The following is a 21714-nucleotide window of genomic DNA, read 5'->3' on the forward strand; positions in this document are numbered from 1 at the left end:
TTATTTCAATGGTAGTTTTACAATAAAATCAGCTGCCGTTTTATTAATACTGATTTCTTTCTCTAGTAATATCCGGTAACGCTCATTCAGATTTGATAACCCGATACCCGTACCTGGCGGGTAAAATGATAAAGGTTGCAGATTATTACGGACAAGCAGACAGGTACTGTTTCCGTTCTTTTCTGCCGTAATGATGACCAGCAAAGGACTCCCAACCGTCACAACATTGTGCTTCAGGGCATTTTCCATCAGCGGTTGCAGCGACATATGTGGTAGTTTATCTGTCAGCAGCGTATCGGGAATATCGATGATCAGTTCAAAACCTGCCTCATGCCGCATCTTCAACAATGCTGCATAGGCGCGTACCGCGTCCAGTTCTTCTTTCAGCGACACCAGGTGATCATCCTCACGCTGTAGAGAATAACGGAATACCCTGGATAGCTGGTTAATGTAATACTGGGCCTTTGCCGGATCTTCCCTCACCACACCCGAAAGACTGCTCAGCGCATTAAAAAAGAAATGCGGCTGTAACTGACCTTTCAGCAGTTCCAGTTCCGTTTTGAGATGCGCGTTACGCAGACGAACGTTTTCCAGTTCGCTGAATCTTGCCATACGAAGGATATTCACAATTTTCAGTTCAATACCTGCTAGTATGAGAATCAACATGAATTTCATGCCGATGCCGTTACCCGGCAATAAGCCCTGTCCGAATACACGCCTTTGTATCCCGATACAGATCGCCGTAAAGCAAAAAAATAACAGCAGCAGCAATAAAACGGTGCGACCTTCCCGGCCCCATGTCCATTTGCGGAATGGCCCCTGAAAATTGTGTGCTGCCAATAGGAATACCAGCAGACAAAACAGGAAACTGGCCCCCGTCTGAAACAACCATTCCCCGGTATCGAAATGCATGTATCTCGCCATAACGCTGTCTTCCTTTAAGGCAAGCAAACGGGCAATATTCAGTGCAATGGCAATAAACAGGGAACTATAGATGTATAACATTCTTCCCATTGGCTCATTCATAGCTGCAAATGAACTGCAACTGTGCTAAATGTATAAAAAAATAAGGGGGAAGCTGTAAAAGAGAGGGGTGAAATAAAAAATCGCTTTCGCCGGCCGGCGAAAGCGATTTACTGCTGCAATACGGGATTGCGGCCGTCTGTAACAGACTATAATTCTCTGATCCAGATATTTCTGAAGCTCAGCGGCTCACTCTTATCGCCATGGGACTGCAATTTGATCGGGCAGGCGCCATGTGCTTTATCATAAGAAGCTTTACCGATGTATTTGGTAGGTCCGAGCAGTTCAGTATTGTTCTGTACGAGTACACCGTTAAAGAATACGGTTACACGGGCAGGTGACTGTAAAGAACCATCGCTGTTGAAACGGGGAGCCGTCCAGATGATGTCATAAGTCTGCCACTCACCTGGTTTACGGTTAGGGTTCACCAGCGGAGCAGTTTGCTTATAAATACTGGCTGCCTGACCGTTTACATATGTCTTGTTGTTGAAGTTGTCGAGGATCTGCAACTCATAACCATCATCTCCAGCACCTGTAGACGCCAGGAACAGACCGCTGTTACCCCTGCCCTGTCCGGTACCGGTTATATTTTTAGGCACACGCCATTCAACATGCAACTGATAGTTCGTGAAAGACCTTTTTGTCTGGATGTTACCGGATGTCTTATCTACAGTGAAGATACCACCCGCTACTTTCCAGGTTACCGGCTGATCCGGTTTATTTACGGACACCCACTGGTCCAGGCTTTTGCCGTCGAATAATACAATCGCATCTGATGGCGCATCTGTGGTTGTTTTACCGGGTGTAACAACTGTTGGAACCGGTTCCCATACTTCCGTGTCTTCAGGCTTCGACTGCGCAAATAACGTGGCTGAGAGCACAACAGCAGCAGCTGTTGTTAACGTTTTCTTGTACATGATCTCTTTAATTTAATTCCCTAAATTAAAAATAGATATCACAAATAACAATCCAGTCATCATTTTTAAGTCTTTTTTCAGGAAGATAATGCCGGCACCCTATATATCAGCCATCCATATATCAATATATTTGTATATAATTCTATAAGTCCTTATCTTGCCCGTATACCACCTGCGCCAACACATTAAGACAATGACACTAAGTGAATTCATATCATCGCTCATTAACAAGGGAGAAGTAAGGGTTGCTCATGTGCTGCAGGATTTTGACGAGGAAGAGATTCGGCTGGCACGGATACACCTCCAACAATACTATACCGACGATATCAACGACATGCCGGGACAGGCGCCCCCCTATAATGAAAAAGCCGCCCTCTGGGCTGCCGCTTATCTGTACAGGACCATCCAGTTCCTGCTCCTACGACACCTGGAAGCGGCTGAATTAAAGCATTATCTGCCTCCTTTTGACGGCGAACAAACGCCTGCGGCTATTTATTCCGCAGATCTTTGTCTGCGGTACCTACCGGACATATTCCTGCTCGCAAAAGGAATCTCCCCGGAAGACCCGCTGGTAAAAATACTCGTCGTACTGGCTGCACAATGGCCCCTGTCCGCCGCCACCATTCCTGAAGTCTCCACCGAAGGATTGTCTAGCATACTGGAACATCCCTCGCTGAAAAGCACTTACATCGACCGGATTATCCTGGCAAAAGATTATGAGAAATGCCAGCATCCGCTATGCCTCCCACTGGTGGTAGAAGCCCTTGGTATGCACATCGCACAGTTCTGGCCACAATTTAAAATTGACCTTACCGCTTCATAACAACAACATGGAACCATTGACCTCTGAATCACCACTGATAGACAAGCTGAATGATGTACTTCAACACATGAAAGGCACATTCGTAGGAAAAGATGATATTATTGACCTGATGGGGATTTGTCTGGCGGGAAGAGAAAATCTTTTTCTGTTCGGCCCTCCGGGTACCGCCAAAAGTGCACTGGTACGCGAACTGGCACGCCAGCTGGACCTGAAGACATTTGAATACCTGCTGACCCGCTTTACCGAACCTAATGAACTGTTCGGACCATTCGACATCCGCAAACTGCGTGACGGCGACCTGGTAACCAATACAGAAGGAATGCTCCCCGAAGCATCACTGGTATTCCTGGATGAATTACTCAACGCAAACAGTGCCATCCTAAACAGTTTGCTGATGGCGCTGAACGAAAAAATATTCCGTAGAGCAAAAGAAACCCGCATACTGCCGACGCTGACCTTCATCGGCGCCAGCAACCACCTGCCGGAAGACGAGGCATTACAGGCCCTCTTTGACAGGTTCCTGATCAGGGTACGCTGTAGCAACGTAGATCCGGTAATGCTGGATAGCGTGCTACAGGCTGGATGGGGACTGGAACAACAATCCGGACATATCCATGGAGGAATCGCTGCCGATGAACTCCGCGCATTACAGCACCTCAATACTACCATTGATCTCAACGGTGTAAGACCGGAATACATCTCCCTGGTGCAGCAACTCAGGAATGCAGGCGTACAGATCTCTGACAGACGTGCCGTAAAACTGCAACGCCTCGTGGCCGCCAGCGCCCTGCTCTGCAAAAGGGATAAAGCCATCCTCTCCGATCTGTGGATACTGCGTTATATCTGGGATACAGAAGAACAGATCGAGATCATTGCCGGTATCGTAAATGCTGTAATTGCAAAAGGAGCACACCATCCACAGGAACATCCGCGCGCTGACAACAGCAGCACGCCGGATGCAGATGCACTATACCGCGAAGTAGAACAATTGCAACAGCAATGGGACCATCCGGAAACAACAGCAGCCATCCGCGCACAGATCAAAGACAGACTACGCAGCATCAACAGTCGTTGCGAATGGATCAGCAATACCACACAACGCAACTATGTACTCGTCCCTGTTGATGCGCTCTGGAAGAAGATAATGCAATCAGCATGAAAGAAATGATCATCGTGCTTCCCCTGGCACAACTGGAAACCCTGGGGAGCATACGTACCTGGCCAGACTTGCTGGTAGCACTATCCGGAGACGAAATCTGGGTAAGAGGCATTCCGGTGGAAAGCACGGATATCCGGCTGCGTAAGTTGCCTGTACTGCATACTTACCTGGCGGATTTCGAAGGACGGCTATTCCTTCCAGGCAAACAAACACCGCATGATATCCTGAAAAGAATGACCTGGGAAGCCCTGACATCTTTTCTCACAGTAGAACTGCCCGTTTCCGCCTTACCGGGAAAGACCCGGCGGACATTCACCGTAAAGCTGGCTCCTGCTGCACAAACTACAGAACCAGCCGCAATCATTACTGATCTGGCCCACTGGAAAGCATACGCAGACTATGCCCCGCTGGTCAGATTACAGGAACTCAGTTTTGCAGTATGTGCATCTGAAGAAGTGCTGGTCATCGGCGCACCAATGCCTTCCCTGCCAGGAAAGGCATTCGTACTCAGGAACAACCTGTTACTACCAGCTGGTTACGATTTCAATCCGCTGGCTGCAGGCGCATTCATTGCAGAGCAGTTTGCCGCAGATAAAGGTGCCATGATATTGTTTCATCCGGATGGACAGTGGGAACGCATTCCAATGAATTGTTTTGTACATGCTACCAGAAGCGCCATCCGCCTCACCAACGTATTTTAATGGAAAATCTGCACGATAAAACCATCGCCTGTTTCAGTGCCCCAAAAGATTATTTCTGGCACTGGACAGAAGAAGGCACTGTTATAGAATTTGCCAGAGGCCAAACAATCTGTTTCAAAGAAGAATTGATTAACCACCTGTCACCGGAATATATAACAACGCCGCCCTTATCTGTTTTACTGATTATTCTGATGATCGGGAAAATGGATCGGCAGTCAAAAGAAGGGATAACACCGGAGATATTGAAGCAGGAATTATGGCGTGCCATGATCAATCCCGAGAGCTGGTTATACCGCTCCAGCCCGGAAGACTTACCCCGGGATACCAATACCCTGCATTCATTCGTCGACCTCCTGTATCCGCTGTCCCGGCAATACTGGCAAGAGGGTAAACGTACAATACTCTTCAATTGCCTTTTCGGACAGATCCCGCTTGCACTGGCAAATGGCTGGGGAAAGGAAATGCTGGCCATCTTCCGGCAACTGCCGCCGGAAGATTACTGTGCGCCACGGATAGACGACAATAACTGGTCAAACAAACAGGCAGGCGATGACCTGCGTGTCATGTCCCGGATCCTGCAAAAGTACCCTTATACCGATGTACTTGAACAGGAACTGGAAGCACTTATCAAAACACCGCCTGCACCACCACCTGCTCCGGCACCGATAGAGATGCCGGAAGAACTGCCATTACCCGCACAAGCGGGTGAAAAAGACCTCTTGCAGGAACTGACAGAAGATGAACGTACAGCGTATATAGCATTACTGACCCAACAACTGATGGCCGCTATTCACCTGCCGATGCATACAAATCGTGCCGGTGATATGACGATCGGTGGAGTGTCAGATATTACCAATAAGGGCGCTATCGACAAACTGCTGCTCAGTGAGCTTGCCAATGAAGATGATGTGCTGATGGCAAGACTGGCCAACAATGAAGCCTTATACCTTCGCCGGGAAGAAATACCGGACAAAATGCATACACATCGTTTTATACTGATCGATACCAGTATAAAAATGTGGGGAACGCCGCATATGCTGGCGATCTCCACCGCGCTGGCCTGCATCATGGACAAGAAACAGCAGGCGACCATCACAAGTTATGCCCTGGCTGGAGATCAAAGCACTGCCATCGATCTGACCAACAAAAATGATATCGTAAAGGCCATGCACCTGCTTTCTCCGGCATTGCGCAGTGCCAATGCATTATTCGCTTTCAATGAGTTGCATACACTCAATAGTAACCAGGAATTTTTCCTGATCACCAGCGAAGAATTATTCCATGAAACGCTCTTTCAACAGGCATTCGTCACCCTGCGCCCACACAATGGATTCCTTGTAACGGTCAACCGGGACGCGACCGTTCAATTATACCGGTATCTCTCCGGCCACCGGAAGTTAGTCAGCAGGGCCTGTATCAATATGCAACAACCTGTGCCACGCACTAAAAAACAAGGGGCCAGACATGGTTTCAGAGGCGCCCCTACTATCCTCGACATTCCCCGGTTTCTGGAACAGTTGCCCTTTCCCCTGCTGCTGCCGGCAAGACGTGGTTATGGCTATAACGGCATTGCCTCTACAGAACATGCCGGCATCTGTATCACAGACCAGCGACAGTTTGTATACTGGCAGAATGAACATAAAGGTGCACTGGAAATAATGTCCCTGTTTCCCGAAGCCTACATGTCCGTTTACAACTACGGACATGATGAAAAAAACTTTTTTATCCAGTTCAGGGACAGACATTCGCAGGAGTTTATCGTCTGTCATTTCGATAAAACCACAAGGCAGTTATCAACAAAGGCAGTAACGAATAAACTGAAAGAAAAAACGGTTGCTAAGATACACAGGACCATATTCAGTATTACTGACAAAGCTTTCATTTTTGAAACGGCCAATGGCATATGTATACTCGACGTATATAGCGGAGAACTGACAAACGTAGTTCCTTCTCTGACAACAGAAGATATCGATCGACTTCGCACAGAGACCTTAAAGACAACCCGCACTAATAGTACCAGTGCAGCGAGATATGACATGTTGAGTAAGGTGAAACATATCTCCATTAATGACAAGGGAAACTTTGTGATCAACAGACATGAATTAGTCTTCAGTCAACAAAAAGTAGAACTGATTCCTGTTACGGAACCCTTACCTGTACACAACATCGTCAGCACCGCACAAAAGCTTAAAATAAAAGACCTGCGGCAACCCTTGTTTCGCTACCGCTGGCCAGACGGGAGCGAGGCATGGTTTGACACAGTACGACATATGCTCTATCTCCGTAGCTCAAACAAATCGCTGCCGGAAATAGCGTTGCCGGTAATGGTAAACGTCGGTATTGCCTGCTGGGCATCCAATGGGGATATCTGCGGACATCCATATTTAAGACCAGATGACGCGAAAGTAGTAGAGGTAATGGCCTTCCATCAGAAATATATCAGACCGTTCATACACATAATCCAGAAATATGGTACTGCAGCTGCAATATGATGCACAGACCCTGCACAACACAGGCGCTGCTTTCCTGCGCGGCAATACGTCGGAGGAATGGTTCCGTGAAATGAATGAATGGCAGATCCCACTGACAGGGCTCTCCGGATTTCTCTTACCGGAACACAAAAACACAGAAGAAGCGGGCGGATTGCTGGTCATTTTCAACAACCAGCTCCCCTCTCCCGAAAAAATACGTCATCCTTATACCGTCATTAACGGGAACTTGTTTATTCCCGTCAATGCGCAGATCACACCTGCCATTTCTCCGGTAGAAATGAAAGACCTGTTGATCTGGCACCGGCAGATATTACATCCTGCTATCGGCTTTGTCGGCTTTGAAACGCGGGATGAAATAAGATTGTCTGCATTGGTAAGCGCAGGCGAATTCCTCTCCCGCTCCTGGGACCATGCACATCCTGGTATGCCGCCGACAGCAAGACTGACGAATATCGGTATTACACAGGTCGCTACAATGGCCAATCTCAGTGATTTATTGGGGAATGGAGAAACGCCCAGACCCTTGTATGAGTTACCGGAGGATGATGGCTCCATTTCTTCGGGTCTTCCGCCAGAAGAATATCCCGAAGGCGCCCCTCAGCCACCATCATTTTTCCGTGGAGGCTTGCTGTTTAAAATATTAGCAGGTGTTATGAGCCTTTTTTCCTTCGGCCGCAGAACCGGCTCCTTGAGCGGAGGAAATAGCGCTGGCACAGGTGGATCTTATATACAAAGGGGGCTTGAAAAAATGATGCAGGACATACAGGCAAAAAGGGACCGTGAACTGGAACGCCTGCTGAAACTATTTGAAACAAATCCACGGGAAGCATTGAAATACGCCATTCCCCTGCAGGACAATGCATCCGGTAGAGGCGCCGCGCCGCCATCTGACCGTTTAAGTGCGCATACCACAAATTTCAGTCTGGGTGGCCTGTTCAGCAACGGCGCCGTAGACGGATGGCAGACTAGCCGGGACCATGGAGAATTACTGAGAAAAAAATACCTGGAACAGGCACAGAAAGCTATACAGGATGGCGATTACCGGCAGGCAGCCTATATCTATGCCCACCTCTTCAATGATCTCTGGCAGGCAGCAAGATTGCTGGAAGAAGGTAAGTTCTTTCATGAAGCTGCCATACTCTACCAAAATCATCTCAACCAGCCATTAGAAGCAGCCAGGTGTTACGAACAGGGTGGAATCCTGCTGGAAGCGATTAAGATCTATAAGGAACAAAAGAAATTTGAGAAAACAGGCGATCTGCTGATGCAGCTTTCCCGGCGTGAAAGCGCGCTTGAATACTATCACCTCGCTGTTGAACAATCCCTTAGTAAACGGGACTATCTGGGAGCTGCACGTATCCTCCATGAAAAAGCAGATGACACCGCCGCCGCCAGCGATATACTGGTACGTGGCTGGCAAAATGACTACAGCGGTAAAAACTGCCTGATTAAGTACCTGGAAATCAATAACCTGCTCGATAAAACAACAATGGCGGCGAAAATAGCCACTATATATACAGAGAAAACGCCACAGCAACGATACGACCTCTTCCTGTCCGTTTTACTCGACTTCCGGGAACAAATGGATGAGCAGGCCGGAAATACCACCACCCAGATTACTTATGAGATCATCAGTCCACAGATAGAACGGGGCGATATCAGCAAACTGAACCTCCTGAAAAGGGTGCTGCCGGAAGATAAACAGCTCTCCCAGGATATCGAACGCTATCACAACCGGCTGAAATATCCGGATGCCAGCATAAAAACAGAGCAGGGTTTCCGGTTGCGGGAAGATATCGAATGGTATGGCGCAACAGCATCCATGCAACAGCTCATATTCGTGGGCATATTATCAACCCGCGTCTTTGTACTGCGCATGACCCTAAAGGGACAGCAGAAATACTATTCCTGGGAAAGCCCGCACCTGGCAGAGCAGGTCAGACTTAAAAGACCGGTCACGCTTCAGCCCTATTTCCCGGTCACAGGCAATATGCGTCATCGCCAGCTGACCATGTTCCTGAAAACAAACTGGGGAGTCATCGATATCGGGGCGCCTGAATTACCACTGATTAACCCTTTTCAGAGCAATATCAGATTGGATACCACCGACTATTCTGTGGAAGAGCAACTGGTGGGCGTGACAAATGATCTGGATAGCCAACCGGTGCTCTTTATTGCCGATAAACACAGCGGAGAACTCCATCTCCAGGATGACAATATGGAAGGGGAAAGAGTGCTTACCAAATGTTTCAATGAGGAGACCAACTTGCCTGTCATATTGCCCAAAGGAGCAACGCCACTTCAGATCTATGGTAATGATCCTTTCTACCTGTATCACAAGGAATATCTGTTCAGGATCGAAAGCCTGGGCGGTACCGCTATATTGAAAATGGATGCAGCTATAGACAATATGACCATTTTTCAGCATTCTATCAGCACAACGATCGTAGTGTCAACGGAAAGGGGCTGCCTGTTCATCAGGGAAGACAGTGGAGGATTGAGGAAGATGACAGAGCATTTCACTCCCGGATCGCATACCCGCCCCTGGCAACTGGTATCGGAAAGCCTCCTGGTCATGGCGTCAGACCGTTCCGGCGCACAGGTTTATGAATTTATCCCTGGTAAAGGCGGTCGGATCGTCCGGGAACTGAAAACGGCCGCTCCTGTCAGATTTATCCTGCCGGCAGGCGATCCGGGAACCGTGGTGCTGGTAGATGATAAAGGCAGGATTACCGTGGCAGAAACCGGTCATCGTCCGGGCTGAATCAATTTAGGGATTTATTAACAGTCAGATGCCGGAGATTGATATTAATCCGGCGTTTGTGGCGTAAATTTGTTATAGCTGGTGACGTTTTACCCGCGTCACCCTTGTCATGTTTTTACTTACACGCCAAACCCTGGATCATGGATAAAAAACTCATACGCGACGCTTATAAAACATACTGGCTGGAAAATGGTAAAAGACCTGTTTCCGTATACGCCTTTTGTCAACAGTTGGATATAACTGAAATTACCTTTTACGACAGCTATTCCTCATTCGATTCACTGGAAAAAGACATCTGGTGTTCTTTCTTTGAGGAAACACTGGACAAACTGAAAGAAGATGAAATTTACCGGAACTATTCCGCCCGGGAAAAACTCCTGACCTTCTACTTCCTGTGGGTACAGCAATTACGAGAAAACAGGAGCTATATTCTTCAGCAAAAAGAACAATACCTGGTGCCCGGTCTGCACCTGGACAAACTGGAATCCTTCCGGATCGCGTTTTACGATTACATCCGCGACCTGATCAAGGAAGGCTATCAGACCGGTGAAATCAAGGAACGTAAGTATATTTCCGATCAGTATGTACATGGCTTCTGGGTACAGGCGCTGTTTGTACTACGCTACTGGACAAAAGATGACAGTGAACGCTTCGAAATGACAGATGCCGCCATAGAAAAAGCCGTTAACCTCAGCTTTCAGCTGATCAGCTCCAATACACTTGACAGCATCCTGGACTTCGGAAAATTCATGTTTGCAAGGAAATAACATTGTGATGAAAGAACAGACTAACATCCCTACCGGAAAAGTTGAACGTGCCAGCAAATTTGTTACAACTGGATTAAAAGTAGGTACCAACTATCTCAAACACTATACAAAGAAACTCATAGATCCCTCCACCAGCAGAGAAGAACTGCACGCCGACAATGCGGAGGACATTTACGATACACTCAGCAATCTGAAAGGAAGTGCGCTGAAGGTGGCGCAGATGCTCAGTATGGACAAGGGAATGCTTCCCAAAGCCTATACAGAACGCTTTGCCATGTCACAGTACAGTGCCCCTCCTCTTTCCGGTCCGCTGGTCATCAATACATTTGTCAAAACACTGGGTAAAACACCCGGACAATTGTACGATAAGTTCGAGATGCAGGCATCCAATGCAGCCTCTATCGGACAGGTACACAAAGCAGTAAAATGGGAGAAAGACCTGGCTGTAAAGATCCAGTATCCTGGTGTTGCTAACAGCGTAAAGTCCGATCTCCGCATTGTGAAGCCTTTCGCCATCCGCATTGTAGGGATGAATGAAGTGGACATGGATAAGTATTTTGAGGAGATCGAAGGCAAACTGCTGGAAGAAACAGATTATAAACTGGAGCTGCGACGCTCAATGGAAGTATCTGCCCAGTGCGCACATATTCCCAACCTGGTATTTCCGGTGTATTACCCGGAACTGTCAAGTGACAGGATCATTACGATGGACTGGCTGAAAGGCTTCCACCTGAAAGAATTCCTGGAACGCAATCCTTCACAGGAGGCCAGGAACCAGATCGGACAAGCCCTGTGGGATTTCTATCAGTTCCAGGTACATGCATTAAAGAAAGTACATGCCGACCCTCATCCAGGCAATTTCCTGATGCGGGAAGATGGTACTGTCGGCGTATTCGACTTTGGTTGTATCAAAGAAATTCCTGAGGACTTCTATACCAACTACTTCCTGCTGGTTGATAAAGAAGTGCTGAAAGATGAAGCCAGACGGAAGGAAATCTACCTGAACCTGGAGATGATCCATCCGAATGACACGGAGAAGGAAATTGTATTCTTCTCAGGACTCTTCCAGAAAATGATTGATATGCTGACGCTTCCTTTTACGCAGCAGGAATTTGATTTCGGGGACGAAACGTATTTTGCAGAGATCTACGCATACATGGATTACCTGTACAATCTGAAAGAAGTAAGAGATTCTAAAGTAGCGAGAGGGTCGCGACACTCCTTATATGTGAACCGGACCTATTTCGGTTTATATTCTATTCTCAGTGATCTGAAAGCGAAGGTCGTTACCAGCGAAGCCCGTATACAAAGCATGTTACGCCCTGTATAAAAGAACTCCTACTGAATTAAGCGTATTATTACCGGCACTGATGTAACCTGGAAGGTTATATTAAAGTGCCGGTTTTTTTATTGTATCCATTCACGTTTTTATTCTCATTTTAATTTTTTTTTAACAAAAAAGAGTGCTCAGCTAATACGTAACAAACTGATAAACAGTATTATTAGAAATCAATTAAAACTCCGTTAACATTCTGTTAAAATCTGTTAACAGGTTTGGAAAACAAATCCTACTATTTTTATAGGGTCGGGAAAAATACGCTGATTAACATTACCGAAACCGTTGATACTAAGTAATGCAGATCATAAAAATGATCCCTCGTACTATGGCTGTGAGAATTCTAAGTTGTGAGAGAGAGTTAAAGGAGAGACCAAAATCAATGTATGTAAAAAGATAGCAGTTATCAGCCCTATGCCGGTTAACTGATTCTATCCCTAGAGGAATAGCTAGTTCGTCGTTATAAAATAATAATCAGCCAATAAATGGGGGAAGTAAGTTGTCATCTTATACTTTTAAGGGAACCAGGCAGTAATGCTTAATTATTCTTTCTTGTAGGCTTCTCTGATACAAAAGGAGACCGGCTAACGTCTGCCCAGTCGTTTTTAACAAAAGCGACTGGAACGGAAGGGGATTTTTATACACCATAGCGAATGAGCTATAACAACAATGCAATTCAAGCCAAAATCGATATGAACATGAAGATTTACAAACTAACCAACATTAAAGCACTGGTCATCCTGGCGCTGATAATGGCGGTTCTCGCAGGATGCGACAAAAAGAAAGAACGTATCTATGAATTACTGCCTCCTGATCCTGAAGTTGAAATGGACGTAACTGATGGTAACATTGGTATGACCGTGAGCATTGAAAACACAGGTGGACCAAATGCCGGTGAAGGATCAAGAAAATTAATAGATAATGATCTTAGCTCTAAATTCCTCATTTTCTCGTTTGAGCCAACATTCTATATCCAGCTGGAATTCGATGCTCCTGAAAGAGTAGATGCGTATACATTCACTTCTGCCAACGACGCTGACGGAAGAGATCCTAAAAACTGGAAAATACTCGGATCAAATGATCTGACTGAATGGAAAGAACTTGACAGCAAAACCGATCAGGCATTTACGGAAAGAAAGCAAACTATTCGTTTCGAATATACCAATGCCGACTCATACAAGTACTACCGTCTTGCTATCTCTGCCTTAAAAGGTGGTACCAGCGGTCTCTTTCAGATGGCTGAATGGCGTTTAATAAAAAGACCTAAACAATAAAAACATTAAACGCTGTATTGTCAACGGTCCATCATTGACAGTACGACGCTGCTAATATTTCCATAATTCAACCAAACAAAGCAACTATGCTTGGAAATCTAAGAAAGTCTCTTGCGATGGGCAGCCTATGCCTGTCGGGAATATTTGTCACTACGGCGGTTGTCGCACAACAAGCCGAAAAAATCACCATCACTGGTAACGTAAAGGATGAACTGAGAGCTGCGATGCCTGGGGTGATGATCATCAATCAGACGTCCAAATCGGGTGTTCCTACTGATGATAAGGGACATTTCTCTATTGGCGCAAAAAGGGGTGATACCCTGGTAGCCCGCCTCGTGGGATTTGAACCATTTCAATTTGTGATTAAAACAACGATCGACTTTGATATTACAATGAAAGCTACCAACAGTTCCCTGAATGAGGTGGTTGTCGTAGGTTTCGGTCAGCAGAAAAAGATCAGTCTCGTGGGTGCGCAGTCTACCGTTAAAATGGAAGACCTGAAACAGCCTGTAGCTAACCTGAGTGCGGCACTGGCTGGTCGTCTTGCGGGTGTTGTTGGTGTTCAGCGTTCCGGCTTACCTGGATCCAATGGCGCAGATCTATGGATCCGTGGTATTTCTACTTTTAATGGCTCAGGCAACAGTGCATCACCGCTCGTTGTAGTGGATGGTGTTCAGGGACGTGACATTAACTCATTCGATCCTGAAGACATTGCATCCTTCACTGTACTGAAAGACGCTGCTGCTACTGCAGTATATGGTGTGGCAGGTGCGAACGGTGTTATCATCATCACCACTAAAAAAGGAACTTCAGGTAAGTCCAGCCTGATGGCCAATTACAACCAGGGTGTGACGTCCTTTACCAAAAGGCCGGAACTGACTGATGGCGTAATGTACATGATGCTTCGTAATGAGGCGCAGCGTAATACCGGCCTTGCTCCAGAGTACTCCAATAATACAATCAATGCAACCATTCTGAAACAGGATCCTTATCTGTATCCGAATGTAGACTGGCTGGATGCGCTCTTCAAAGATGTAAGCACAAACAGACGTGCTAACTTCAGCGCACGTGGCGGTTCCGACAATGCAACTTACTATGTGTCCCTGGGTTATTATGACGAGTCCAGCTTACTGAGAACGGACAAATCACAGACCTATGACGCATCTACCCGTTTCAAACGCTATAACTTCACCTCTAACACTAATATGAACTGGACCAAGACCACCAAATTCGATCTCGGTATCCAGGGTTATATTAGTTCCGTGAACACACCAAACGTTAATCCGGAAGATGCATTCAGAAATGTAATGCAGACTAACCCGGTGCTCTATCCGATCATGTACCCGGGCAACCTGGTACCTAGCGTGAACTCACAAGGTGCACAGCCTAACCCGTATGCACAGGTTACACAGACCGGTTTCAAAAATACATTTAACAACCAGGTATATTCCAACGCGCGTATTTCCCAGGATCTGTCCGAAATCACACCTGGTTTATCCGCTTATGCCCTGTTCTCATTTGACGTATTCAATAACCACCAGATTAGCCGCTTCCGTGATAGAAGTGGATACCTGATCAACAAGGTACGTCCTTACAATGCTGACGGCAGTATTAACCTGAACCTGATCTCCAATGGTAACGATGAACTGCAATATGGTCGTACAAACGGCGGCAGACGACAGTTCTACCTGGAAGGTGCAGTGAACTATGACAGAAACATTGGTAAGAAAGGCCACCTGACTGCGATGATGCTCTATAACCAGCGTGAACGTACAGAGGCATTTGCTAATGACCTGACAGGTTCCATTCCATACCGTAGCCTGGGTCTTGCAGGAAGGGGTACTTACTCTTACGATGAGAAATACTTCGCTGAGGTAAACTTTGGTTACAATGGTTCTGAGAACTTCGCACCATCCAAAAGATTCGGTTTCTTCCCATCTTTTGGTGTGGGTTGGGTAGTGTCTAATGAAGACTTCTTTGAAGGTGCAAAAAGCAGCATACAGTTCCTGAAGATCCGTTATTCTGATGGTAAAGTGGGTGATGGAGGTAATGGCGGTCGTCGTTTCGGTTACCTGACACTGGTTGCCTACGATCCGCTGGATGCAAATGGTAATCCACAGGATCTGGGTCTGGACTTTGGTAAAAACAGTAACTCTTTCTCGAGACATAGTATTGTGATCACTGACTATGGTTCCAATGTAACCTGGGCTACTTCTCACAAACAGGACCTCGGTATCGAATTCAAAACACTGAACGAACATCTCTCCGTTACTGCTGACCTCTTTAAAGAAAGACGTTCCGGCGTATTCCTGCAGAGAGAATCATTGTCCTCTTTCGTGGGGCTGAACTCCCGCCCTTGGGGTAACCTCGGTATCATCCAGAACAAAGGTATTGATGCAACGATCGAAATGTCACCTGTCAAGATCGCTAAAAACATGACACTGGATGGTCGCGCTACCTTTACATACAACAGAGATAAAGTGATCGAAAATGATCAGCCTAAACAGCCATATGATTATATGGACACTCGTGGGACCAACTACAACGCTACTTTCGGTTATGTAGCAGAAGGTCTGTTTACTGATCAGGCAGATATAGACAAGCACGCAAACCAGTCTATATTCGGTACAGTTCATCCTGGTGATATCAAATATGCGGATCTGAATGGCGATGGCGTTATCACCGCAAATGATAAAAAACGTATCGGTAATGGCGACGTTCCTACTACTGTATATGGCTTCGGTCTGAACCTGACCTGGAAAAACTTCTACATCGGTGCATTCTTCCAGGGTGTTGCCGGCGCAGACAGGATGCTGGGTGGCGATGGTATTATTCCTTTCAACAACAGCACTGGTCCTGAAAGAAGTAACCTGTTTGCAATAGCAGAAGACAGATGGACAGAAGACAATCCTAATCCGCATGCATTCTATCCTCGTCTGGCATATGGTAACGCAGCCAACAAAAATAACTCACAGGAGTCCAGCTGGTGGGTAAAAGATATCAGCTTCCTGCGTCTCAAAACTGCTGATTTCGGATATAACCTGCCAAAGGGTCTGATGAAAAGGGCACATATCAAAAATGCCCGCCTGTACGTACAGGGTCTGAACCTGTTCTACTGGAGCAAATTCAAACTGTGGGATCCTGAGCTGAATACCAGCAACGGTACCAACTATCCAAACACCAGGTCTATCAACTTCGGTCTGCAGGCCAACTTCTAAAACAGGTTTTGAATGACCCGTTATACACATAGCGGGATATGTGACAAAGTCAAACACTCGTACATGAAAAAAGTCTTTTTAATATTATCCGCCGTACTGGCATTGGGTATCACCGCCTGTAACAAATATCTTGATCAGGTGCCTGACGATATCCTCACCATTGACGACATCTTCAAGTCTAAAACGAACACGGATAATTTCCTCGCGAATATCTATTTCTCCTTGCCTAATGAACTGCAACAGCGTTTTACAGGCAATCAGAACTCAGGCGCCTGGTACGCGGCCTCAGACGAATCCAAGTATACCTGGTCGTTTAACTATACCAATAATATGAATACCGGTGCATGGGCGAGCACTGATGGTGAAGTAGAAACCTACTGGACTAATTATTATAAAGCGATCCGTAATGCTTCCTATTTTGTACAGAACATTGACAACGCAAATTCGGTTGAAGTAAATGACGGCTTTAAAAAACAATATAAAGCTGAAGCGCGTGCACTGCGTGCTATGTTTTACTTCTTCATGGTAAAGATTTATGGCCCGGTAATCCTGTTGGGTGAAGCGCCGATCGATATCAACACGCCGGCTGACCAATTACAGTTCAAGCGTTCTCACATAGATACCTGTATCAACTATATCGTTAGTGAACTGGACAAAGCGGCTGCTGACCTGGACGCAAGCGTTCCAGGCGGTACAGAGTTCGGAAGGATCACCAGCGGTGTTGCGAAGGCCTATAAAGTAGAAGCGCTGTTACTGGCCGCCAGCCCACTTTGGAATGGCAACGCAGACTATGCTAATTTCAAAAATCCGGATGGTACGCCACTCGTAAGCACCACTTATGATGCTGCTAAATGGACCAAAGCTGCTGCTGCTGCAAAAGAGTTCCTGGATACCTATGTGCCGAGTCAATATAGCCTGTACACTGCCAGCGGCCCTGATGCATTTACTGCAGCTTACAATGCCTGCAGCCAGGTAACGACTACTGAATGGAACCAGGAATGGATCTATGCACGATCTAACTCTGGTAGCTACATGCGCTACGACAGAACACCATTCCATGCCGGCTTCCCTGCTGAGCAACATGGTGCAGGTGCTAATGGCGCTACACAGGCAATGGTAGATGCTTACTTCATGGCAAACGGTCTGCCTATCTCTGATGCAGGTTCCGGTTATGTAGCAAGTGGTTTCTCCAACTTTAAAGCACCATTTGATAACGCCGCAAGAAATACCTATAACCAATGGGTCAACAGAGAACCTCGTTTCTATGTTGGTATCACTTACAACAACAGTTACTGGCTGTACCAGACTGGTTCCAATCCGATCATTACTAACATGGAATTCAAAGGTAACTCCGGTAGAAGTCAGAGTACTTCCGATGTATCTCCTACTGGTTATATCGTGAGAAAAGACGTAATGCCTAACGATAACGGTCGCGGTGCTCTCATGCTGAGATTAGCGAATATTTTCCTGGATTATGCAGAGGCGCTGAATGAATCTTCTCCGGCAAATGCTGACATCCTGAAATATGTAAATCTCATTCGTCAGCGTGCAGGCATCCCACAATATGGTAGCGGTGAAGGTATGATTCCGGCGCCTGCTTCACAGGATGCTATGCGTGAAGCTATCCGTGCAGAAAGAAGAGTGGAATTGGCATTCGAAAGCGTACGTTATTTCGATACCCGTCGCTGGAAAATTGCTAAAACTACCAACAACGGTCCGATATATGGTATGAATATGAATGGCGACGGTACTGCGTTCTATCAGAAAACACAGATCGAAAACCGCATCTTTACTGATAAAGACTATCTGTTCCCTATACCAAACAAGCAAATCCTGATCAATCCAAACCTGGCACAGAACCCAGGCTGGAAATAATCAAACTCTATGAGAATGCTATTTTTCAGTTTAACTCTCCTGGGACTTTTTACTGCCTCCTGCGGCAAAACCGAAAAGGAAGTAATAAAACTCACAGGCAATCAGGCTGATCCCAATGCTCCTTCTTCCACATGGAAGGAGCATTGGTTTGAACATAACCAACTGGTGAAACTTGTCTCCTATAACGCTGAAGTAGGCGTATATTACGATGACGATGTTCCTAAAGACATTACCTGGCCACAGCGTACCATGACCGCTATCTGGAAGTATACCAAAGCGACTTACGGCGCCTTCGGTCAGGACAAGGACAAACGTCTCTCTGTAATCCTGCACTTCAACAAATATGGCGGCGGCCACCCGGCTACTTTCTTTGATGCAAGTCATGACTATCGCAATATGATCGACGTAGGTTCCAACAATCCATGGACCGACAGTACAGGATGGAATCTCGATATCGTAGCACATGAAGTAGGTCATATCGTGGAAGGCGCCTCCAAAGGCACACACAATTCCCCTGCTATGGCTATCTGGCATGACAGTAAATGGATGGAGATCTACCAGTACGATGTATACAAGAATCTGGGATGGGACAAAGAAGCAACGCGCTGGTATAATGATAAGATGAATGCAGTTGACAACTATCCGCAGGCGGGTACGCAATGGTTTAAAAACTGGTTTTATCCTATCTACCGCGATCACGGTGGTAAAGATGTACTGAACGGCTTCTTTACCCTGTTATCACAACAGTTTCCAACCAGGACAATCTCCCTGGGTAAAGAATATACAAGAGACCTGAATATGGGTGAATTTGTACACTTCTGGAGCGGCGCCGCTCACAGTAATCTGAAACAACTGGCCCTGGACGCCTTCGGTACAAACGACGAGAAAGGACAGGACTGGACGGTGCAGTTTGAGCAGGCTCGTAAAGACTTCCCGAACATCACCTATTAATCAGTTTGTTGTTTCGTTTTTTTATAAAAAAAGCGTCTGCCGCATGGCAGGCGCTTTCTATTTAAGATGGAATCTGTTCTATCTTATTTTACAGGCACTTCAACATGGGTTTCATCCCATTCTACTACCAGTTTATTAGCCGGTACAGTGAGCGTGAGTTTTTCAACAGGTGCTTTGGTCTTAGTAGCTTTCGCTTTTACTTCCAGTACATTTTTTCCTTTGATCTCCTCATATTTGTAAGCACCCCACTGTTTCAGTTCGCTGTTCAGAATGAATGTCCATTCGTTTGCTTCCGGAATAGTGAACAAAGTATAAGTACCCGCTTTTACAGGTTTACCACCAAAGCTACCGTCTTTTGCAAAAGTGATTTCAGTCGCTTCGTTAGCGCCTAAACGCCATACTTTACCATAAGGTACCAGCTCACCAAAGATAACTCTGCCTTTCTTAGCCGGTTGTCCGTAGGCAACTGTAACATTTTTTCCTTCAGCTGTCACGCGTGGACTTTGCGGCGCTTTCTTTTCCTGTGCGGATACAAAGCTGCTGGTGCCCGCCAGCAATGCAAAGAATAAGAGAACGTGTTTCATAGTAATGTGTTATTTTACTGTTCAGAATTCTATGAAAGTACATCCTTTCGGTCAAACATCACTACCGCCCATAACAATTAGGGAACGCGGCAGTAAGCCTCCTGACTATTTCTTCTCACAGATATTCTTCAGTTTCGTCAGCCCGCTTTCCAGCTGAGGCCCGGTCAGTTTGTCCGCCAGAAATCCCCTCAGTTTCCACCAGGGTAGCATCCCGAGTTTCGTTTCTACTCTCCATTGAATAGCGGTCGCATTTCCATCAGCAGATGGTTTAATCTCAAAAGTCCCTGTCATCGGTTTCATACTGCTGAAATCAAGGGCATATACCAGCTCCTTACCCGTATTACTTTTACTAATCGTCACCTTACCGGAAACAGGACGCTCGTGATGCATGCCTGACCAGGTATAGTAAGCGCCTTCTCCGGCAGCAGGACTGGAAAATTCAATCTTTTGCGCCACATCCGGGGCCGCCCACGGATTCCAGGAAGGCCAGGTAGAAAGATCATTGATCTGGGAATATACTGTTGATATAGGCGCATCGATCACACCGGAACGCTCAACAATGGCTGTTGACGGAAATAAAAGGGATATCAGGAATATCAATGTCCCGAAAACTACGCCGCTTAACAACAATAACTTAATAAAACGCATATCTATTGGTTTCTCCGGTAACAGACCGGCTTTCAAAATCGCTTTCTGCCAGTCTACTCCCAGCGGAACACTTTTACTGCCACAATATACACCACGATCCCCCAGGCAGTAATCACACCGAGCTCAAGTCCTACATTCCAGAGATGCTGTCCCTCGAAGGCTACCTTACGAAAAGCGTCATTCAGGTAAGTCAGCGGCATAATACGGCAGATCGGTTGTAACCAGGAAGGGAAGGAATCTACCGATACAAAAGTACCTGCCAACAGGAACTGAGGCAAGGTGATCACATTCGCGATCGGCGGAATAGTACTTTCACTGTTGGCAATTCCACTCACCACAAATCCAAAGCCCATAAATACGACCACCCCAAAAGCTGTCAGGAACAGCATTTCAAAAAAGGTACTCCATCCATGCACCAGGGTGAACCCGAAAGCGAAGTAACCGATAGCAATGATCACGATAGCACCGGCTACCTGGAACACCAGACGGGCCAATGCCTCACCCAATACAATATAAAGACGACGGATAGGCGTCGCGAAGAAACGTTTTAACACCAGGGTCTGACGCAGGTTAAAGAACAGGAAAGCAGTGCTGAACACAGCAGCGCTCAGCAGTGAAAAACTCAGCAGACCAGGTAAAATAAAGTCAATAGTACGATAACGACGACCAGGCAGCACTTCCATAGGTTCCACCTTTGCGATGGACTGTCTCGGATAATAGTTGTCATCCGCTTTATATATGACGCCTGTCAGGATTGAATTGAACAGGGAGATCTTGTCGACTGCAGCCTTAGAGGTACGCACCTTTACATTACAGGCCGGCGCATTGCTGTCGGCCGACTGGGAGGTGATACGGATAATGGCAGTAATATGTCCCTTTTTCAGGTCTTCTTCCATTTCTGCCGCCGGTTGACCCGTCTGCAACTTCAGGCTCTTTTCTTTTGCCAGTTGCCTGTACAGGTAGCTGGTGGTGTCCGTCGCAGCGTCTACGCCTACTTTTACTGATACGCCATTATCGCCGATAAAGCCGAATACCAGGATAAATACCAAAGGAAACCCTAAACTGAAGATAACTGCTGAAGGGCTTCTTAATATTCCTTTCAGGCTTGCCCTGGACATGGCTAACAGCGCCTTCCATTGATTATATTTAACCGCCATACTTAACTTTCGCTGGATCTGTTCT

At 46.5% G+C, this 21714-nt stretch carries 16 protein-coding genes; 11 read left to right on the forward strand and 5 right to left on the reverse strand.

Annotated elements, in window-relative coordinates:
* Nucleotides 1-1014, reverse strand: coding sequence for a sensor histidine kinase (locus CPIN_RS28815; protein WP_187294701.1), 1014 nt, complete (start codon nucleotides 1012-1014; stop codon nucleotides 1-3).
* A 158-nt stretch (nucleotides 1015-1172) separates the two neighbouring features.
* Nucleotides 1173-1940, reverse strand: a complete 768-nt coding sequence (locus CPIN_RS28820; RefSeq protein ID WP_012793412.1) for a 3-keto-disaccharide hydrolase — start codon at nucleotides 1938-1940, stop codon at nucleotides 1173-1175.
* Nucleotides 1941-2133: 193 nt separating this feature from the next.
* Between CPIN_RS28820 and CPIN_RS28825 the strand changes: the two genes are divergently transcribed.
* The 11 genes from CPIN_RS28825 to CPIN_RS28875 all read left to right on the forward strand — a co-directional run bounded on the left by CPIN_RS28825 (nucleotide 2134) and on the right by CPIN_RS28875 (nucleotide 19300).
* Nucleotides 2134-2763, forward strand: a complete 630-nt coding sequence (locus CPIN_RS28825; protein ID WP_012793413.1) for a conflict system bpX4 domain-containing protein — start codon at nucleotides 2134-2136, stop codon at nucleotides 2761-2763.
* Nucleotides 2764-2770: 7 nt separating this feature from the next.
* Complete coding sequence (locus CPIN_RS28830; protein WP_012793414.1) at nucleotides 2771-3922, forward strand: AAA family ATPase; 1152 nt, start codon at nucleotides 2771-2773, stop codon at nucleotides 3920-3922.
* Nucleotides 3919-4623: a hypothetical protein gene (locus CPIN_RS28835; protein ID WP_012793415.1), complete on the forward strand. Its 705-nt coding sequence runs from the start codon at nucleotides 3919-3921 to the stop codon at nucleotides 4621-4623. Before CPIN_RS28830 ends, CPIN_RS28835 begins: the two co-directional genes overlap by 4 nt.
* Nucleotides 4623-7115 carry a hypothetical protein gene (locus CPIN_RS28840; RefSeq protein WP_012793416.1) on the forward strand — a complete coding sequence of 831 codons (2493 nt, stop codon included), beginning with the start codon at nucleotides 4623-4625 and terminating at the stop codon, nucleotides 7113-7115. The genes CPIN_RS28835 and CPIN_RS28840 overlap by 1 nt, the downstream gene beginning before the upstream one ends.
* Nucleotides 7093-9879 carry a bpX3 domain-containing protein gene (locus CPIN_RS28845; RefSeq protein ID WP_012793417.1) on the forward strand — a complete coding sequence of 929 codons (2787 nt, stop codon included), beginning with the start codon at nucleotides 7093-7095 and terminating at the stop codon, nucleotides 9877-9879. The genes CPIN_RS28840 and CPIN_RS28845 overlap by 23 nt, the downstream gene beginning before the upstream one ends.
* A gap of 140 nt (nucleotides 9880-10019) precedes the next feature.
* Nucleotides 10020-10646: a TetR/AcrR family transcriptional regulator gene (locus CPIN_RS28850; protein WP_012793418.1), complete on the forward strand. Its 627-nt coding sequence runs from the start codon at nucleotides 10020-10022 to the stop codon at nucleotides 10644-10646.
* A 7-nt stretch (nucleotides 10647-10653) separates the two neighbouring features.
* Nucleotides 10654-11976, forward strand: a complete 1323-nt coding sequence (locus tag CPIN_RS28855; protein WP_012793419.1) for an ABC1 kinase family protein — start codon at nucleotides 10654-10656, stop codon at nucleotides 11974-11976.
* A gap of 704 nt (nucleotides 11977-12680) precedes the next feature.
* Entirely contained in the window at nucleotides 12681-13256 is a 576-nt protein-coding gene (locus tag CPIN_RS28860; protein WP_187294702.1) for a discoidin domain-containing protein, read from the forward strand.
* Nucleotides 13257-13342: 86 nt separating this feature from the next.
* Complete coding sequence (locus tag CPIN_RS28865) at nucleotides 13343-16474, forward strand: SusC/RagA family TonB-linked outer membrane protein (RefSeq protein ID WP_222838156.1); 3132 nt, start codon at nucleotides 13343-13345, stop codon at nucleotides 16472-16474.
* A 63-nt stretch (nucleotides 16475-16537) separates the two neighbouring features.
* On the forward strand, nucleotides 16538-18349 hold the full coding sequence (locus CPIN_RS28870) for a RagB/SusD family nutrient uptake outer membrane protein (RefSeq protein WP_044219937.1): 1812 nt from the start codon (nucleotides 16538-16540) through the stop codon (nucleotides 18347-18349).
* 9 nt (nucleotides 18350-18358) lie between these two features.
* Nucleotides 18359-19300: a hypothetical protein gene (locus tag CPIN_RS28875; RefSeq protein ID WP_012793423.1), complete on the forward strand. Its 942-nt coding sequence runs from the start codon at nucleotides 18359-18361 to the stop codon at nucleotides 19298-19300.
* Between the two features lie 83 nt (nucleotides 19301-19383).
* On the opposite strand, the gene CPIN_RS28880 is transcribed toward CPIN_RS28875, so the two are convergent.
* The 3 genes from CPIN_RS28880 to CPIN_RS28890 form a co-directional block, all read right to left on the reverse strand.
* Entirely contained in the window at nucleotides 19384-19884 is a 501-nt protein-coding gene (locus tag CPIN_RS28880; protein ID WP_012793424.1) for a DUF2911 domain-containing protein, read from the reverse strand.
* 105 nt (nucleotides 19885-19989) lie between these two features.
* Nucleotides 19990-20532, reverse strand: a complete 543-nt coding sequence (locus tag CPIN_RS28885) for an SRPBCC family protein (RefSeq protein ID WP_012793425.1) — start codon at nucleotides 20530-20532, stop codon at nucleotides 19990-19992.
* Nucleotides 20533-20585: 53 nt separating this feature from the next.
* Complete coding sequence (locus CPIN_RS28890) at nucleotides 20586-21689, reverse strand: ABC transporter permease (protein WP_012793426.1); 1104 nt, start codon at nucleotides 21687-21689, stop codon at nucleotides 20586-20588.
* Nucleotides 21690-21714: the final 25 nt, after the last annotated feature.

Origin of the sequence: Chitinophaga pinensis DSM 2588 (assembly GCF_000024005.1) — a bacterium.
GTDB lineage: Bacteria > Bacteroidota > Bacteroidia > Chitinophagales > Chitinophagaceae > Chitinophaga > Chitinophaga pinensis.

Excerpts from the sequence above, each read along its gene's own strand:
- CPIN_RS28815 (WP_187294701.1), bottom strand. The coding sequence starts at position 1,014 with ATGGGAAGAATGTTATACATCTATAGTTCCCTGTTTATTGCCATTGCA.
- CPIN_RS28820 (WP_012793412.1), bottom strand. The coding sequence starts at position 1,940 with ATGTACAAGAAAACGTTAACAACAGCTGCTGCTGTTGTGCTCTCAGCC.
- CPIN_RS28825 (WP_012793413.1), top strand. The coding sequence starts at position 2,134 with ATGACACTAAGTGAATTCATATCATCGCTCATTAACAAGGGAGAAGTA.
- CPIN_RS28830 (WP_012793414.1), top strand. The coding sequence starts at position 2,771 with ATGGAACCATTGACCTCTGAATCACCACTGATAGACAAGCTGAATGAT.
- CPIN_RS28835 (WP_012793415.1), top strand. The coding sequence starts at position 3,919 with ATGAAAGAAATGATCATCGTGCTTCCCCTGGCACAACTGGAAACCCTG.
- CPIN_RS28840 (WP_012793416.1), top strand. The coding sequence starts at position 4,623 with ATGGAAAATCTGCACGATAAAACCATCGCCTGTTTCAGTGCCCCAAAA.
- CPIN_RS28845 (WP_012793417.1), top strand. The coding sequence starts at position 7,093 with ATGGTACTGCAGCTGCAATATGATGCACAGACCCTGCACAACACAGGC.
- CPIN_RS28850 (WP_012793418.1), top strand. The coding sequence starts at position 10,020 with ATGGATAAAAAACTCATACGCGACGCTTATAAAACATACTGGCTGGAA.
- CPIN_RS28855 (WP_012793419.1), top strand. The coding sequence starts at position 10,654 with ATGAAAGAACAGACTAACATCCCTACCGGAAAAGTTGAACGTGCCAGC.
- CPIN_RS28860 (WP_187294702.1), top strand. The coding sequence starts at position 12,681 with ATGAAGATTTACAAACTAACCAACATTAAAGCACTGGTCATCCTGGCG.
- CPIN_RS28865 (WP_222838156.1), top strand. The coding sequence starts at position 13,343 with ATGCTTGGAAATCTAAGAAAGTCTCTTGCGATGGGCAGCCTATGCCTG.
- CPIN_RS28870 (WP_044219937.1), top strand. The coding sequence starts at position 16,538 with ATGAAAAAAGTCTTTTTAATATTATCCGCCGTACTGGCATTGGGTATC.
- CPIN_RS28875 (WP_012793423.1), top strand. The coding sequence starts at position 18,359 with ATGAGAATGCTATTTTTCAGTTTAACTCTCCTGGGACTTTTTACTGCC.
- CPIN_RS28880 (WP_012793424.1), bottom strand. The coding sequence starts at position 19,884 with ATGAAACACGTTCTCTTATTCTTTGCATTGCTGGCGGGCACCAGCAGC.
- CPIN_RS28885 (WP_012793425.1), bottom strand. The coding sequence starts at position 20,532 with ATGCGTTTTATTAAGTTATTGTTGTTAAGCGGCGTAGTTTTCGGGACA.
- CPIN_RS28890 (WP_012793426.1), bottom strand. The coding sequence starts at position 21,689 with ATGGCGGTTAAATATAATCAATGGAAGGCGCTGTTAGCCATGTCCAGG.